Origin of the sequence: Streptomyces sp. NPDC086023 (genome assembly GCF_044540325.1) — a bacterium.
In the GTDB taxonomy this organism is placed as follows: domain Bacteria; phylum Actinomycetota; class Actinomycetes; order Streptomycetales; family Streptomycetaceae; genus Streptomyces.
This window is the reverse complement of record NZ_JBITRX010000018.1, coordinates 131,627-146,946: the sequence shown is the minus strand read 5'-3', so window position 1 is coordinate 146,946 and position 15,320 is coordinate 131,627. Positions and strand designations below refer to the sequence as shown.

Sequence of the window (15,320 nt, the reverse complement as noted above, 5' to 3'; positions counted from 1 at the left end):
CTGGCCTTCGGCCACCCCAGGCCCGGGCCTGCCACCGGACCAGCCTGCCACGACGCCTCAAGCACCTCCCCCACACACCACACGACCCACCAGGGCAGCCAAGGGGAGTGCGGGGGGAGTGGGGTGCGCGAGGTGAGGTGCGGGGCGTTGGTGGGGTGAGCGGCGTGCGCCCCCGGCGTGTTTCGGGGGGCGGTCCTCCGGTGGGGGCACCTGCGGGCGTAGCGGGCGAGCAGCGCGCGCATACTGAAACCGACCCCTTTTCAGGAGAGCCACGTGATCACCCCCGCGTCGACCGTTCCGCTGCCCCGAGCCTCCGGTGGTGACGGAGTCACCGCCGCCGTCGACATCGGCGGTACGAAGATTGCCGGGGCGCTGGTGCTGCCCGACGGCACGATGGTGGCGGCCACCCGGCGGCCCACCCCGCGCGGGGTGGACGGTGACGGGGTCATGGCGGCCGTCGAGGAGGTTGTCGCCGAGCTGGCCGGGGACCCGGCGTGGGCCGACGTACGGCGCTGCGGTATCGGCAGCGCGGGGCCGGTGGACGCCTCGCGCGGCACCGTCAGCCCCGTCAACATCGGCGCCTGGCGCGACTACCCGGTTCTGGAGCGGACCAGTGCCGCGTTGGCCGCGCACGGGGCGGAGGTGCCGGCCGTACTCGTCGGCGACGGCGTGGCGATGACCGCGGCCGAACACTGGCTCGGCGCGGCCCGGGACCATGACAACGCGCTGTGCATGGTCGTCTCCACCGGCGTGGGCGGCGGTCTGGTGCTGGGCGGGCGGCTCCACCCGGGCCCCACCGGCAACGCCGGTCACATCGGGCACATCTCCGTGGCCTTCGACGGCGAGCCGTGCGTCTGCGGCGCGCGGGGCTGCGTCGAGGCCATCGCCTCCGGTACGTCCATCGCCCGCTGGGCTCTGGCCCAGGGCTGGGATCCGGGTGCGGGGGACCGTACCGCCGCCGGGGTCGCCGCGGCGGCGCGCGCCGGCGACGAGGTGGCCCTCGCGGCCTTCGACCGTGCGGGGCGCGCCCTGGCCGCGGCCATCGCGGCGACCGCGACCCTGGTCGAGGTGGACCTCGCGGTCATCGGCGGTGGGGTCGCCGCCTCGGGCGACACCCTGTTCGGTCCGCTGCGGGCGCACCTGTCCTCGTACGCCACGCTGTCGTTCGTGCAGCCGCTCACCGTCGTCCCCGCGGCCCTGGGCACCGACGCGGGCCTCATCGGTGCCGCCGCGGCCGCCACGGAGCTCCTGCCCGTCTGATGTGCCGTGGTGCCGTCCTGGTGCCGGTCGCGGTCCGGTGCTCGTGGTCGTGGCCGGTGGGTGGGGACGGTGGCGCCGGGTGGTCCGGGGACCTTCCCGGAGGGTTACGGCTTGGCCGAGCGGTAGTAGTGCGCCGCGCCCTCGTGGAGGTCCAGGGGGGACGTGAAGATGGCCGTGCGGAGGTCCACCAGCTGGGCCGCGTGGACCTCGCCGCCGATGCGGTCGCGGCTGTCGATCACCGTGCGGGTCAGGGCCTCGGTCAGGGCCGGGTCCGTGCGCTCCGTGGTCACCAGCAGGTTCGGCACGGCCAGCGTCGCCACCGCCGAGGTGTTCCGCGCCAGCTTGTAGGCGTCCAGCTGGATCACCGCCGCCCGGTAGTAGCGCGAGGGGCTGCCAGCCCGCTGGAGCTCCCGTACCAGGTCGCCCAGCGGCACCAGACGGATCTGGAACCGCTCCGACAGCTCCTTCACGGCCGTCGTCGGCAGCCCGCCCGACCAGAAGAAGGCGTCGATCCGCTTCGCCTCCAGCTCGGCCGGCATGGTGTCGATCCCTATCGACACGGGTTTGATGTCCAGCACCGGGTCCAGTTGCGCCGCCGCCAGCAGCCGCTCCGACAGCAGCCGTACGCCCGAGCCCGGCTGGCCGATCGCCACCCGCTTGCCCCGCAGGTCGGCGGCCGACCGCACCGGGGAGTCCGCGGGCACGACCAGCTGCACGTAGTCGTCGTAGAGCCGCGCGCAGCCGCGGAGCAGGTCCGCGCCCGGCTTCCGGTCCAGCTGGTACTTCGCCACCGCGTCGGCCGTCGCCAGGGTGAAGTCCGCCTCGCCCGTCGCGACCCGCTGGAGGTTCTGCTGCGAGCCCTCGCTGTTCACCAGCCTCACGTCGACCTTCGGCAGGTCGCGCCCCAGCTCCGCGCGCAGCAGTTGGCCGTACTTCTGGTAGACGCCCGTCCGCACGCCGGTGCTGAAGGTCAGCCGCCCTTCCGGCTCCGGCCGGCCCAGCGGCAGCAGCCACCACAGCAGGGCCCCGGCCACGGCGAGCAGCGCCACCGCGCCCAGCAGGGCGCGGCGCCTGCTGATCCGGGAGAGCACGACGGGCATGCCCGCGATCCTGCCACCCCGCCTCCGCCCTGTCACGGCCGGCCCGTCACCGCAGGCCCGTCCCGGCCGGACCGCGGGCGGGAGGGCGTGCCGACCCCAAGCCTTACCCTTGTCGGGTGAGTGCTGAGGGCGAGGCTGCTGTGAAGACGTACCAGGTGCGCACCTACGGGTGCCAGATGAATGTGCACGACTCCGAGCGGCTGTCCGGCCTGCTGGAGGACGCGGGCTACGTCCGCGCGCCCGAGGACATCGGCGAGGGCGAGGCCGACGTCGTCGTCTTCAACACCTGCGCCGTCCGCGAGAACGCCGACAACAAGCTGTACGGCAACCTCGGCCGGCTCGCCCCCATGAAGGCCGCCCGCCCCGGCATGCAGATCGCCGTCGGCGGCTGCCTGGCGCAGAAGGACCGCGAGACCATCGTTTCGAAGGCCCCCTGGGTCGACGTGGTCTTCGGCACCCACAACATCGGCAAGCTGCCCGTGCTGCTGGAGCGCGCCCGCATCGCGGAGGAGGCACAGGTCGAGATCGCGGAGTCCCTGGAGGCCTTCCCGTCGACGCTGCCGACCCGCCGCGAGTCCGCGTACGCCGCCTGGGTCTCGATCTCCGTCGGCTGCAACAACACCTGCACCTTCTGCATCGTCCCCGCCCTGCGCGGCAAGGAGGAGGACCGCCGCCCCGGCGACATCCTCGCCGAGATCGAGGCGCTGGTCGCCGAGGGCGTCTCCGAGATCACCCTGCTCGGCCAGAACGTCAACGCCTACGGCTCCGACCTGGGCGACCGCGAGGCCTTCAGCAAGCTGCTGCGCGCCTGCGGCACCATCGAGGGCCTGGAGCGCGTCCGCTTCACCTCGCCGCACCCGCGCGACTTCACCGACGACGTGATCGCCGCCATGGCCGAGACCCCGAACGTCATGCCGCAGCTGCACATGCCGCTGCAGTCCGGCTCGGACACGATCCTGAAGGCGATGCGCCGCTCGTACCGCCAGGAGCGCTTCCTCGGGATCATCGAGAAGGTGCGCGCCGCGATCCCGCACGCCGCCATCTCGACCGACATCATCGTGGGCTTCCCCGGCGAGACCGAGGAGGACTTCGAGCAGACCCTGCACACGGTCCGCGAGGCCCGCTTCACCAACGCCTTCACCTTCCAGTACTCCAAGCGCCCCGGGACCCCGGCCGCCGAGATGGACGGGCAGATCCCGAAGGAGGTCGTGCAGGAGCGGTACATGCGCCTGGTCGCCCTCCAGGAGGAGATCTCGTGGGAGGAGAACAAGAAGCAGGTCGGCCGCACGCTGGAGGTCATGGTCGCCGAGGGCGAGGGCCGCAAGGACGGCGAGACGCACCGCCTGTCCGGCCGGGCCCCCGACAACCGCCTGGTGCACTTCACCAAGCCGGAGGCGGAGGTCCGCCCCGGTGACGTGGTGACCGTGGAGATCACCTACGCCGCCCCGCACCACCTGCTGGCCGAGGGCCCCACCACCGAGGTGCGGCGCACCCGTGCCGGCGACGCGTGGGAGAAGCGGCAGGCCGCGCAGGCCAAGCCGCAGGGCGTGATGCTCGGCATCCCCACGCTGGGCGCGCCCGCGCCGCTGCCGGTCGCCGCCGGCGGTTCGGCGTGCGGCTCCTCGACCTGCTGAGCAGTATCGACTGAGCCCGCGGGGCGCCGGGTCCGTCGGTCGCCCCGCTAGGCTGCGGATCATGCTGGTAGCCGCTGCCGTATGCCCGTGTCCGCCGCTCCTCGTGCCGCAGGTCGCGGCCGGTGCCGCGGACGAACTCGCCGATGCCCGCACCGCGTGCTCCGACGCGCTCGCGGTGCTGGCCGCCGCGCGCCCCGACCGGCTCGTGGTGGTGGGCCCCGCACCCGTGGAGGGCGTGGAGCCGTACGCCGAGGGGGCGCGCGGCACGTTCCGCGGCTTCGGCGTCGCGCTGGACGTACGGCTCGGCCCGGGGGAGTCCGGTGCCGGGGAGCCGAACGCCGCCGGGCTGCCCGGCTCCCTCGCCGTGGCCGCATGGCTGCTGGACCACGTCGCCTGGGGTGCCGCGCCGGTGCAGGGCGTCGCCGTGGGCGAGGGGCTGCCGGCCGAGCGGTGCCTGGCGACCGGCCGCGACCTGGCCGCGGGTCCGGAGCGGGTTGCGCTGCTGGTGATGGGCGACGGCAGCGCCTGCCGGACGCTCAAGGCGCCCGGATACCTCGACGAGCGTGCCGCGGGCTTCGACGCCGCGGCGGCGCGGGCCCTGGCCGCGGCCGACACCGCCGCGCTGGCCGCGGTCGACGCCGGGCTCGCCCACGAGCTGCAGGCGGCCGGCCGGGCGCCCTGGCAGGTGCTCGCGGGTGCCGCCGAGGGCGCCGGGCTGGCCGGCCGGCTGCTGTACGAGGACGCCCCGTACGGCGTCGGCTACTTCGTCGCCGCCTGGTCCTGACCCGCCCGCCCCGCGGGGGCACCCGGACGCGGGAACGGGGCGCGGAAGAACCGCGCCCCGTTCCTCGGGGGCCGTGTCAGGAGGCAGGCGGCGGGGTGGGGCCGGGGGTGCCGGTCGTGCCTCCGGCGCCGTCGTCGTCCTTGTGCGCGATCCGTCCCAGGGCGCCCTTTGCCTTGCCCGTACCGCTCTCGATCTTGTCGTGGTACTTGCCCTTGGTCTTGGAGTCGACGGCCTTCGCCATCTTGTCCAGACCGTGGCCGATCTTTCCCTCGTGCTGCTGCGCGAGGCCGCCGACCTTGTCCTTGGCGGGCGCGAGCTTGGCCTTGAGGTTGTCCAGCAGGCCCATGGGTCACCTTCTCTTGGCGGGGGTTCACATACGGGCGCCGTCACCGGTCTCGCTGTCGACGGCCCCGTCGGCCGACTGCTGCCGGGGGATCGCGGCGCCGGCCTCGGCGGCCGTGCCGCCGCCCGGCTGCTCCGCCTCCTCGGCGGCCGTCCCGGCCCCGGGGACCACGGCCCCGGCCGCTCCGTCGGCGTCCGCCGCCGCCTCGGCCGTCACCGGTGCCTCCTCGGTCGCCGCCTCGACGGCGGCCTTGTCCGTGTCCTTACGGCGAAACCATGCGAAAACGCCCATGTCTACTCCCATAACGTTACTCGTGAGGACAGGGTTCCGCGTTGCCGCAAGAGGCCGAACGGGCGTCTCCCGGGCCGGAACCCCGCCAGGGCAACGACCGGGTTCCGGGGCCGTCACCTCACCCGTTCGGGGAGCGGCCCCGACGTTTGCGAGACTGGGGCGGTGAGAAGCGCAGCCCCCGCCCCGCGGGTCATCGCCGTCGTCGGTCCCACCGCGGCCGGAAAGTCCGATCTGGGCGTCCACCTCGCCCGGCATTTCGACGGCGAGGTCGTCAACGCCGACTCCATGCAGCTCTACCGCGGGATGGACATCGGCACCGCCAAGCTGACGACCGAGGAGCGCGGCGGCGTCCCGCACCACCTCCTCGACATCTGGGACGTCACCGAGACCGCCAGCGTCGCCGAGTACCAGCGGCTCGCCCGCGCCGAGATCGACCGCCTGCTCGCCGAGGGCCGCACGCCGGTCCTCGTCGGCGGTTCCGGGCTGTACGTCCGCGGCGCCATCGACGCCCTGGAGTTCCCCGGCACCGACCCCGAGGTGCGCGCCCGGCTGGAGGAGGAGCTGGCCCTGCGCGGGCCCGGCGCCCTGCACGCCCGGCTGGCCGCCGCCGACCCGGACGCCGGCCGCGCGATCCTGCCGAGCAACGGCCGCCGGATCGTCCGCGCCCTGGAGGTCATCGAGATCACCGGGCGCCCCTTCACCGCCAACCTCCCGGGCCCCGACTCCGTCTACGACACCGTGCAGATCGGCGTGGACGTGGCCCGCCCCGAGCTGGACGAGCGGATCGCGCTGCGCGTCGACCGCATGTGGGAGGCCGGCCTGGTCGACGAGGTGCGCACCCTGGAGGCGCAGGGGCTCCGCGAGGGCATCACCGCCTCCCGCGCCCTCGGCTACCAGCAGGTGCTGGCCGCCCTCGCGGGCGACTGCACCGAGGACGAGGCCCGCGCCGAGACCGTCCGCGCCACCAAGCGCTTCGCCCGTCGGCAGGACTCGTGGTTCCGCCGCGATCCCCGCGTGCATTGGCTCAGCGGGGCCGCCGAGGACCGCGCGGAACTCCCCGGACTCGCGCAGTCGTTGGTCGAACGAGCGGTTACAGCCTGATCACGTGATGGCATCGGGACGCCCCGCACGCCTGTTGGGGGCCCGGTGGCGTGCCATCATCAAATTCCCGCCGGTCGTACGCACCGGCGGGCACGCTAGCGAGTGAAGTCCAGGAAGTTCTGATGGGGAGGGCGCGTGGCGATGGAGGCCGGCCCTCGCGACACCGAGCGGAACGGCACCGGACCCGGTCCGGAGTCTGCCCTTCCCGGTGATCTGGGCCTTCCGGCGGAGCCCGCCCGGCTGACGCCGGACGGGCCCGAGGACGAGACCGTCGTCCCGGAGGTCGAGGTCGAGCTGCGGCCGCAGCGCAAGCTGCGGATCTGGCAGCTCGCGCCCATCGTCATGCTCGCCGCCGCCGGCTCCCTGATGTTCGCCTTCCCCCTCGCCTTCGAGTTCGGCGACGGCGGCGCCGTCGTGGCCATGCTCGGCCTGCTGATCAGTTGTTGCGCCGGGGGCTGGGGCATGATGGCCGCCCGCCGCGTGGGCTACTCCTGGCCGGGCCTGCCCGCCCGCGGCTCCGGCGAGCGCCCGGACTGGCGGATCGTGGCCCTGTACGCCGTGGTGGTGCTCACCCTGGCGTTCCTGGCCGTCTGGCGCGTCGCCCGCCTCCGCTGAGCCGCCGCCGGGATCACCACCGGCGTCGGGCCGGTACGCAGTTCGCCTCGTCGGGCGCCCCTCGGAAGCGGTCCGTCCCACCCTCCGGCCACTCCCGCCCCGTCCCACCAGCGCTTTGTAGGATGGCCGGGTGACCATCGCGCAGCTCAGCTTCCTCAAGGGCCACGGGACCGAGAACGACTTCGTGATCATCCCCGACCCGGACAATGCCGTCGACCTGCCCCCGTCCGCCGTCGCCAGGATCTGCGACCGCCGGGCCGGCATCGGCGGCGACGGGCTGCTGCACGTCGTACGCTCCGCCGAGCACCCCGAGGCCCGCGCCATGGCCGACGTCGCCGAGTGGTTCATGGACTACCGCAACTCCGACGGCTCCGTCGCCGAGATGTGCGGCAACGGCGTCCGGGTCTTCGCCCGCTACCTCCGGCACGCCGGGTACGCCGGCGAGGGCGAGCTGGCCGTCGCCACCCGGGGCGGCGTCAAGACGGTCCGGCTGACCGCCGACGGGGACGTCACCGTCTCCATGGGCCGCGCGGTGCTGCCCGAAGGCGAGGTCACCGTCTCCGTGGGCGAGCGCAGCTGGCCCGCCACCAACGTGAACATGGGCAACCCGCACGCCGTCGCCTTCGTCGACGACCTCGCCGACGCCGGGAACCTCCACGCCGCACCGCCGTTCAGCCCCGCCTCCGCCTACCCCACCGGCGTCAACGTCGAGTTCGTCGTCGACCGGGGTCCCCGCCACGTCGCGATGCGCGTCCACGAGCGCGGCTCGGGCGAGACCCGCTCCTGCGGCACCGGGGCCTGCGCCGTGGCCGTGGCCACCGCCCGGCGCGACGGCGCCGACCCGGCCGTCACCGGCACGACCGCCACGTACACCGTCGACCTCCCGGGCGGCACGCTGGTCATCGCCGAGCACCCCGACGGCGAGATCGAGATGACCGGGCCCGCCGTGATCGTGGCCGAAGGCGAGATCGACCCCGCCTGGCTGACCGAAACGGCTTTCGGCTGAAGCTTCCCTCGAATGGGTGATCCGTTTCACGCTCGGCGAGAGCCGGACTGCGCCACGTGGTGGGGTCGGTAGCATCAGACACCGGCCCTCAGGGCTCACCCCATGCCCGCCACCGCCGGTCGAAGCCGCCGGAGGTGCCCATGAGTGCAGAGGCCACGAACCCAGACACGGGCCCGGAGCTCCGCTCCGACACTGCTCCAGGCCGCCGCCGCGGCCGCACCAGACTCGACCTGCGGCGGCTCGGCCGCGCCGCGCTCCTCGGCCCCGCCCCGCGCGACCGGCTGCCCGACGCCATCAGCCATCTGGCCGATGCGCACCGCGCCCATCATCCGGACGCCGACCTCGCCGTACTGCACCGTGCGTACGTACTGGCCGAATCGTCACACCGCGGCCAGATGCGCAAGAGCGGCGAGCCGTACATCACCCACCCGCTCGCCGTCACGCTGATCCTGGCCGAACTCGGCGCCGAGACCACCACCCTGACGGCATCGCTCCTCCACGACACCGTGGAGGACACCGAGGTGACGCTCGACCAGGTGCGCACCGAGTTCGGCGAGGAGGTCTGCTACATCGTCGACGGCGTCACCAAGCTGGAGAAGGTCGACTACGGCGCCGCCGCCGAGCCGGAGACCTTCCGCAAGATGCTCGTCGCCACCGGCAACGACGTCCGCGTCATGTCCATCAAGCTCGCCGACCGGCTGCACAACATGCGCACCCTCGGCGTGATGCGCCCCGAGAAACAGGCCCGCATCGCCAAGGTCACCCGCGACGTCCTCATCCCGCTCGCCGAACGCCTCGGCGTCCAGGCCCTCAAGACCGAGCTGGAGGACCTCGTCTTCGCGATCCTCCACCCCGAGGAGTACGAGCACACCCGCGCCCTCATCGCCGCGCACGCCGGCGAGCAGGACCCCCTGCCGGCCATCGCCGACTCCGTGCGCGCCGTCCTGCGCGAGGCCGGCATCCCCGCCGAAGTGCACGTCAGGCCGCGGCACTTCGTCTCCGTCCACCGGATCACCCTCAAGCGCGGCCGGCTGCGCGGCTCCGACTTCGGGCGGCTCCTCGTGCTCGTCGGCGAGGACGCCGACTGCTACGGCGTCCTCGGCGAGCTGCACACCTGCTTCACCCCGGTGATCTCCGAGTTCAAGGACTTCGTCGCGGTCCCCAAGTTCAACCTCTACCAGTCGCTCCACACCGCCGTCGCCACCTCCGGCGGGGACGTCGCCGAGGTCCTCATCCGCACCCACCAGATGCACCGGGTCGCCGAGGCCGGGGTCATCGCCCTCGGCAACCCGTACGCCCCCGCAGACGCCCCGGACCCCGGTGAGGAGCGGGTCGACCCCACCCGGCCCGGCTGGCTTTCCCGGCTCCTCGAATGGCAGCAGTCCGCCCCCGACCCCGACACCTTCTGGAGCTCGCTGCGCGAGGAGCTGGCCCAGGACCGGGAGATCACCGTCTACCGCGCCGACGGCGGCAGCATCGGCCTCCCCGCGGGCGCCAGCTGCGTCGACGCCGCCTACGCCCTGCACGGCGAGGAGGCCCACCGATGTATCGGCGCCCGGGTCAACGGACGCCTCGCCGCCCTCGGCACCGGGCTCTCCGACGGCGACACCGTCCAGCTGCTGCTGTCCCAGGACGCCGCCTCCGGCCCCGCCTCCGGTTGGCTCGACCACGCCCGCACCCCGGCCGCCCGGATCGCCATCCAGCGCTGGCTGCGCGAGCACCCCGAGGAGGTGAAGGTGCAGCCCGCCGCGCCCCGCGCGCCGCTGCCGATGGTCGGCGCCCGGGGCGGCGGCGGCAACGCCGTGGCGGACCTGCCGGACGCGACGGTGCGGCTGGCCGGCTGCTGCACGCCCGTACCGCCCGACTCCGTCGCCGGGTTCGTCGTACGCGGGGGAGCCGTGACCGTACACCGCGTGCAGTGCCCGGCCGTCGAGCAGATGCGCGGCCTGGGCCGCACCTCGGTCGCCGTCCACTGGCGGGCCACCGCCGACTGCCGCGTCACCCTGGTCGCCGAATCGTTCGGCCGCCCCCACCTGCTGGCCGACCTCACCGAGGCCATCTCCCGGGAGGGCGTCGACATCGTCTCCGCCACCGTCGAGCCCCCCAGCGAGCAGCGGGTGCGGCACACCTACACGCTCCAGCTCCCCGACGCGACCCTGCTCCCCGCCCTGATGCGGGCCATGCGCGACGTGCCGGGGGTGTACGACGTCAGCCGGGCCTGACCCCGGCCGTCTCCCGTTCGGGTGGGCCCGTCGCGCGTCGGGCCCGGCCGCGGCGCGGTCGCTGGTAGCGGTGGGGGATGCAGCTCACCTCCCGCCGCCCGCGTGCCGCCCTGCTCGCCGCGGCCTCCCTCGCCCTGGTCGCCGCCGCCGTCCCGCCCCCGGGGGCCCTCGGCATCGGCGACGCGCTCTTCCCGGCGCTCGGCAACCCCGGCTACGACGTGCTCGCCTACGACCTGTCGTTCACGTACCGCACCAACCGGCAGCCGCTGGACGCCACCACCGTGATCGACGCCCGCGCCACCGCGCCCCTGGACCGCATCAACCTCGACTTCACCCACGGCAAGGTGGCGTCCGCGCAGGTCAACGGCCTGCCCGCGACCTTCGCGAGCGCCGGCGAGGACCTGGTGCTCACGCCCGCCCGGCCGGTCCCCGAGGGCGGCCTGATGCGGATCACGGTCCGCCACACCAGTGATCCCTCGGGCGCCCGCGACGGCGGCTGGGTCGTCACCGAGGACGGGCTGGCCATGGCCAACCAGGCCGACGCCGCGCACCGCGTCTTCCCCTGCAACGACCACCCCTCGGACAAGGCGCGGTTCACCTTCCGGATCACCGCCCCCGAGGGGCTCACCGCCGTGGCCAACGGCATCGCGGAAACCCCCGCGCGCCGGCCGGCCGCCTCCGGTGACACGACCTGGACGTACCGCACCCTGCACCCCATGGCCACCGAGCTGGCCCAGGTCTCCGTGGGCAGGTCCGCGGTGGTGCACCGCACCGGGCCGCGCGGCCTGCCCGTCCGCGACGTGGTGCCGGCCGCCGACCGGGCCGCCCTGGAGCGCTGGCTGGCGAAGACCCCGGGCCAGCTGGAGTGGATGGAGGCGCGCGTCGGCCCGTACCCCTTCGAGAACTACGGCGTCCTCGTCGCGGCCGCCAAGACCGGCTTCGAGCTGGAGACCCAGACGCTCTCCCTCTTCGAGCGGGGCCTGTTCACGGACGCCGCCCACCCCGAGTGGTACGTCGAGGCCGTCATGGTCCACGAGCTCGCCCACCAGTGGTTCGGCGACAGCGTCACCCCCCGCAGCTGGTCCGACCTGTGGCTCAACGAGGGCCACGCCACCTGGTACGAGGCGCTGTACGCGGACGGGCTCGGCAAGTACTCCCTGGAGCGGCGCATGCGCGAGGCGTACGAGCGCTCCGACCAGTGGCGCGCCGCCGGCGGCCCGCCGGCCGCCCCCAAGCCTGCCGCCCCGGGCCAGAAGATCGGCCTGTTCCGGCCGGTGGTGTACGACGGCTCCGCGCTCGTCCTGTACGCGCTCCGCAAGGAGATCGGCACCGCCGCCTTCGACCGGATCGAGCGCCGCTGGGTCGCCGACCACCGGGACGGCGTCGCCGGCACCGACGACTTCGTCAAGCTCGCGTCCGCCGAGGCCGGCCGCGACCTGACCGGCTTCTTCGAGGCCTGGCTGTACGGGCAGAAGACGCCCAAGGTGCCCGGCCACCCCGAGTGGAAGGCGGCCGCGGTCCCCGCCGCCGCGGGCTGAGCCCGCCCGGGTCCGGCGGGACGGCCGGGCCCGGGCGGCGGGGAAAAGCGTGTGACGGCCTTCGCGGGGGCATGTCACCATCGACATGTCGGCGGGCGCCGCGGGTGGATCTCCCCGGGCCGGGTAGTCTCCCGCAGGCCGGGGAATCATCGCCGGCCGTCACACGTTGTAGCCGACGCAGAAGATTCGCATCGACGTAAGGATCCAATGACCTCCTCTTCGTACCCTTCCCAGGACGCGCAGGACGCGCAGAGCTTCACCGAGAGCCTTCGGGCCGATGCCCTGATGGAAGAGGACGTCGCCTGGAGCCACGAGATCGACGGAGAGCGGGACGGCGACCAGCTCGACCGCTCCGAGCGCGCGGCCCTGCGCCGTGTCGCGGGCCTCTCCACCGAGCTCGAAGACGTCACCGAGGTCGAGTACCGCCAGCTGCGACTCGAAAGGGTCGTGCTGGTCGGCGTCTGGACCTCGGGGACCCTGAAGGACGCCGAGAACTCCCTCGCGGAGCTCGCCGCACTGGCCGAGACGGCCGGCGCCCTCGTCCTCGACGGTGTCTACCAGCGCCGCGACAAGCCCGACCCGGCGACCTTCATCGGTTCCGGCAAGGCGCTGGAGCTGCGCGACCTCGTCATCGAGTCCGGCGCCGACACCGTCATCTGCGACGGCGAGCTCAGCCCCGGCCAGCTCATCGCCCTCGAAGACGTCGTCAAGGTCAAGGTGATCGACCGGACCGCCCTGATCCTCGACATCTTCGCCCAGCACGCCAAGTCCCGAGAGGGCAAGGCGCAGGTCGCGCTCGCGCAGATGCAGTACATGCTGCCGCGACTGCGAGGCTGGGGTCAGTCGCTGTCCCGTCAGATGGGCGGCGGCAAGGGCGGCGGCCTCGCCACCCGAGGCCCCGGTGAGACCAAGATCGAGACGGACCGGCGTCGGATCCGCGAGAAGATGGCGAAGATGCGCCGGGAGATCGCGGAGATGAAGACCGGCCGCGAGGTCAAGCGGCAGGAGCGCCGGCGCAACAAGGTGCCCTCCGTCGCGATCGCCGGCTACACCAACGCCGGCAAGTCCTCGCTGCTCAACCGCCTGACCGGCGCGGGTGTGCTGGTGGAGAACGCGCTGTTCGCCACCCTCGACCCGACCGTGCGGCGGGCCGAGACCCCGTCCGGCCGGATCTACACCCTGGCCGACACCGTGGGCTTCGTCCGCCACCTGCCCCACCACCTCGTCGAGGCGTTCCGCTCCACGATGGAGGAGGTCGGCGACTCCGACCTCATCCTGCACGTGGTCGACGGCGCGCACCCGGCGCCGGAGGAGCAGCTGGCGGCCGTGCGCGAGGTGATCCGCGAGGTGGGCGCCGTCGACGTCCCCGAGATCGTGGTCGTCAACAAGGCCGACGCGGCGGACCCGCTGGTCCTCCAGCGCCTGCTGCGCATCGAGCGGCACTCCATCGCCGTCTCGGCCCGCACCGGCATGGGCATCGACGAGCTGCTCGCGCTCATCGACGCCGAACTGCCGCGGCCCGAGGTCGAGGTGGAGGCGCTGGTCCCGTACACGCAGGGGCGCCTGGTCGCCCGCGCGCACGCCGAGGGCGAGGTGATCTCCGAGGAGCACACCGCGGAGGGCACCCTGCTCAAGGCGCGGGTCCACGAGCAACTGGCGGCGGAGTTCACGCCGTTCGTGCCCGCCGCGCACTGACGCCACAGCCCGCGGACCGCAGCGTCTCCAGGCCGACGTACGACGAAGGGCCCGCCCCCGGTCCAGGGGGGCGGGCCCTCCGTCATGCGCGCCGCGGCGCCACGCCACTACCGCGCGAACTTCCCGCTCACCGCGGTGAAGACGGCCTTCGCCTCGGGGCCGAGACGGGGCCCGGCCAGCCAGCCGGCCGTCACCGGGCCGATCGAGGTGTTCGACACCAGCGCCGGCTGCCCGTCGCGGCCCTCGGCCACCCAGCCGCCGCCCGACGAACCGCCCGTCATGGTGCAGCCGATCCGGTACATCACCGGCGCGGCCGCGTCGATCGACAGCCGGCCCGGCCGGTCCGCGCACTGGTAGGCCCGCTGGCCGTCGTACGGCGGGGCCGCCGGGTAGCCGGTGGCCGTGATCCGGCCGACCTTCGGCACGGCCGGGGCGTTGAACTCCACCGGCAGCGCGGAGCCGACCGTCTCCTCCAGCGACTTCGCGTTGCCCTTCTCCGGGGTCACGTGGATGACCGCGAAGTCGTACGGGGCACCAGCGCCGCCCGTCGGGCCGCCCTCGGCGATCCACTGGTCGGAGGTCTGCGCCCAGTCACCCCACCAGACGCCGTACGGGGCCACCTGCTCGCGCGTCGCGCCCTTCAGCCGGGCAGCCGATCGGCCCGCGTCGTTGTACGAGGGCACGAAGGCGATGTTGCGGTACCAGCCGCCCTTCTTGCCCGCGTGCACGCAGTGGCCGGCCGTCCACACCAGGTTGGACTTGCCCGGGTGCGCCGGGTCCTTCACCACGGTCGCCGAGCAGACCATGGAGCCCTCGGGGCCGTCGAAGAAGACCTTGCCGGCCTCCGGCACGCTCTGGTGGTACGGCGCGTCGACCGTCCGCGCGCGGACGGGGGCCGGGGTCGGGTCCGTGACGCCCTGGTCCTTGCCGAGGTCGGGGTCGACCGTCGGCTTCTCGGGCTGCTTGGCGCGGCCCATCCGGTCCGGGTCCCACAGGTCCTCGATGATCGGGTTGACGAAGTCCTCGGCCTCGCGGAGCCACTTGTCGCGATCCCAGTTCTTCCAGGCACCGCCCCGCCACTTGTCGAGGTCGATGCCGTGTTCCTTGAGCTTCTGCTTGATGTCGTCCGGGATCTTGATCCCTTCGGGGCCACCTGCCGGGTCGCTGGCCGCCACCGAGGGCTGCCCGTCCGCCTGGTCGGAACCGGGCCCGCAGGCCGCCGCCGTCAGCGTGAGGGCGGCGCACAGCGCGGCGGCCGCGAGGGTCCGGGATCCGCGACGGGAGCTGCGCCCGCGAGGGGCGTCGGAGGCCGGTCGGATCGGTCGCATGTCGTGAATCCCCCTGGTGCTTCGAGGCGTGGAGTGCAACCCCCCACTATGCCGCTGCCGTTGGGGACGGTGCAGGCCGGGTCCGCGGTTCCCGCCCGCCGGGGCCGTCCGCTCGCAAGGATCTCCGGATCCACCCGTGATCCCCCGGGGTCCGCGTCGTTGGTACGTACGGGGGAACGCGAGGGCAGCGTTCGATTCGACATGCGATCGATGCGGGAGGACCAGAACCGTGGCCGTGACCGAGCAGCCTGCCGCGTCCGTGCCGGCCGAGGGACCGGGGGAGGGCCCGGCGGACGCCACCGCGGGCGCCCTGCCCCAAGGGCCCCGCGCCGTGCGGGCGGAAGACCACCGCACCGGGCCGGCCGCCGGGGAGCCGGCGGTCGCACGGGCGGCGGAAGCGGGC

At 73.9% G+C, this 15,320-nt stretch carries 13 protein-coding genes; 9 read left to right on the top strand and 4 right to left on the bottom strand.

Annotated features, from left to right (window positions below; translation table 11 throughout):
• Positions 1–273 precede the first annotated feature (273 nt).
• Positions 274–1,260, top strand: coding sequence for an ROK family protein (locus ACIF6F_RS29690; RefSeq protein ID WP_399953476.1), 987 nt, complete (start codon positions 274–276; stop codon positions 1,258–1,260).
• A gap of 104 nt (positions 1,261–1,364) precedes the next feature.
• Here ACIF6F_RS29690 and ACIF6F_RS29685 read toward each other — a convergent pair whose 3' ends face one another.
• Positions 1,365–2,360 (bottom strand): TAXI family TRAP transporter solute-binding subunit, encoded by a 996-nt coding sequence (locus ACIF6F_RS29685; RefSeq protein WP_399953471.1) that lies wholly within the window; start codon positions 2,358–2,360, stop codon positions 1,365–1,367.
• 116 nt (positions 2,361–2,476) lie between these two features.
• Here ACIF6F_RS29685 and miaB point away from each other — a divergent pair, with 116 nt between their 5' ends.
• The gene (gene miaB / locus ACIF6F_RS29680) at positions 2,477–3,994 is read left to right on the top strand and encodes a tRNA (N6-isopentenyl adenosine(37)-C2)-methylthiotransferase MiaB (RefSeq protein WP_399953468.1); all 1,518 of its coding nucleotides are present in this window, start codon (positions 2,477–2,479) and stop codon (positions 3,992–3,994) included.
• 61 nt (positions 3,995–4,055) lie between these two features.
• The gene (locus ACIF6F_RS29675; protein WP_399953463.1) at positions 4,056–4,778 is read left to right on the top strand and encodes a class III extradiol dioxygenase subunit B-like domain-containing protein; all 723 of its coding nucleotides are present in this window, start codon (positions 4,056–4,058) and stop codon (positions 4,776–4,778) included.
• 76 nt (positions 4,779–4,854) lie between these two features.
• Here the strand turns inward: ACIF6F_RS29675 and ACIF6F_RS29670 are convergent, their stop codons facing one another.
• Both ACIF6F_RS29670 and ACIF6F_RS29665 read right to left on the bottom strand, forming a co-directional pair.
• Positions 4,855–5,124 (bottom strand): antitoxin, encoded by a 270-nt coding sequence (locus ACIF6F_RS29670; RefSeq protein WP_399953460.1) that lies wholly within the window; start codon positions 5,122–5,124, stop codon positions 4,855–4,857.
• Positions 5,125–5,148: 24 nt separating this feature from the next.
• The gene (locus tag ACIF6F_RS29665) at positions 5,149–5,412 is read right to left on the bottom strand and encodes a hypothetical protein (RefSeq protein ID WP_399953457.1); all 264 of its coding nucleotides are present in this window, start codon (positions 5,410–5,412) and stop codon (positions 5,149–5,151) included.
• Between the two features lie 162 nt (positions 5,413–5,574).
• Here ACIF6F_RS29665 and miaA point away from each other — a divergent pair, with 162 nt between their 5' ends.
• From miaA to hflX, 6 genes are all read left to right on the top strand, one after another.
• On the top strand, positions 5,575–6,513 hold the full coding sequence (gene miaA, locus ACIF6F_RS29660) for a tRNA (adenosine(37)-N6)-dimethylallyltransferase MiaA (protein WP_399953454.1): 939 nt from the start codon (positions 5,575–5,577) through the stop codon (positions 6,511–6,513).
• Positions 6,514–6,654: 141 nt separating this feature from the next.
• Positions 6,655–7,128, top strand: coding sequence for a hypothetical protein (locus ACIF6F_RS29655; RefSeq protein WP_399953505.1), 474 nt, complete (start codon positions 6,655–6,657; stop codon positions 7,126–7,128).
• A 130-nt stretch (positions 7,129–7,258) separates the two neighbouring features.
• Positions 7,259–8,134 (top strand): diaminopimelate epimerase, encoded by an 876-nt coding sequence (gene dapF, locus ACIF6F_RS29650; protein WP_399953449.1) that lies wholly within the window; start codon positions 7,259–7,261, stop codon positions 8,132–8,134.
• Positions 8,135–8,274: 140 nt separating this feature from the next.
• Positions 8,275–10,356, top strand: coding sequence for a RelA/SpoT family protein (locus ACIF6F_RS29645; RefSeq protein ID WP_399953446.1), 2,082 nt, complete (start codon positions 8,275–8,277; stop codon positions 10,354–10,356).
• A 77-nt stretch (positions 10,357–10,433) separates the two neighbouring features.
• Complete coding sequence (locus ACIF6F_RS29640) at positions 10,434–11,894, top strand: M1 family metallopeptidase (RefSeq protein WP_399953443.1); 1,461 nt, start codon at positions 10,434–10,436, stop codon at positions 11,892–11,894.
• Positions 11,895–12,101: 207 nt separating this feature from the next.
• Positions 12,102–13,589: a GTPase HflX gene (gene hflX, locus ACIF6F_RS29635; protein ID WP_399953440.1), complete on the top strand. Its 1,488-nt coding sequence runs from the start codon at positions 12,102–12,104 to the stop codon at positions 13,587–13,589.
• 107 nt (positions 13,590–13,696) lie between these two features.
• Here hflX and ACIF6F_RS29630 read toward each other — a convergent pair whose 3' ends face one another.
• Entirely contained in the window at positions 13,697–14,917 is a 1,221-nt protein-coding gene (locus ACIF6F_RS29630; RefSeq protein WP_399953437.1) for a trypsin-like serine peptidase, read from the bottom strand.
• Positions 14,918–15,320: the final 403 nt, after the last annotated feature.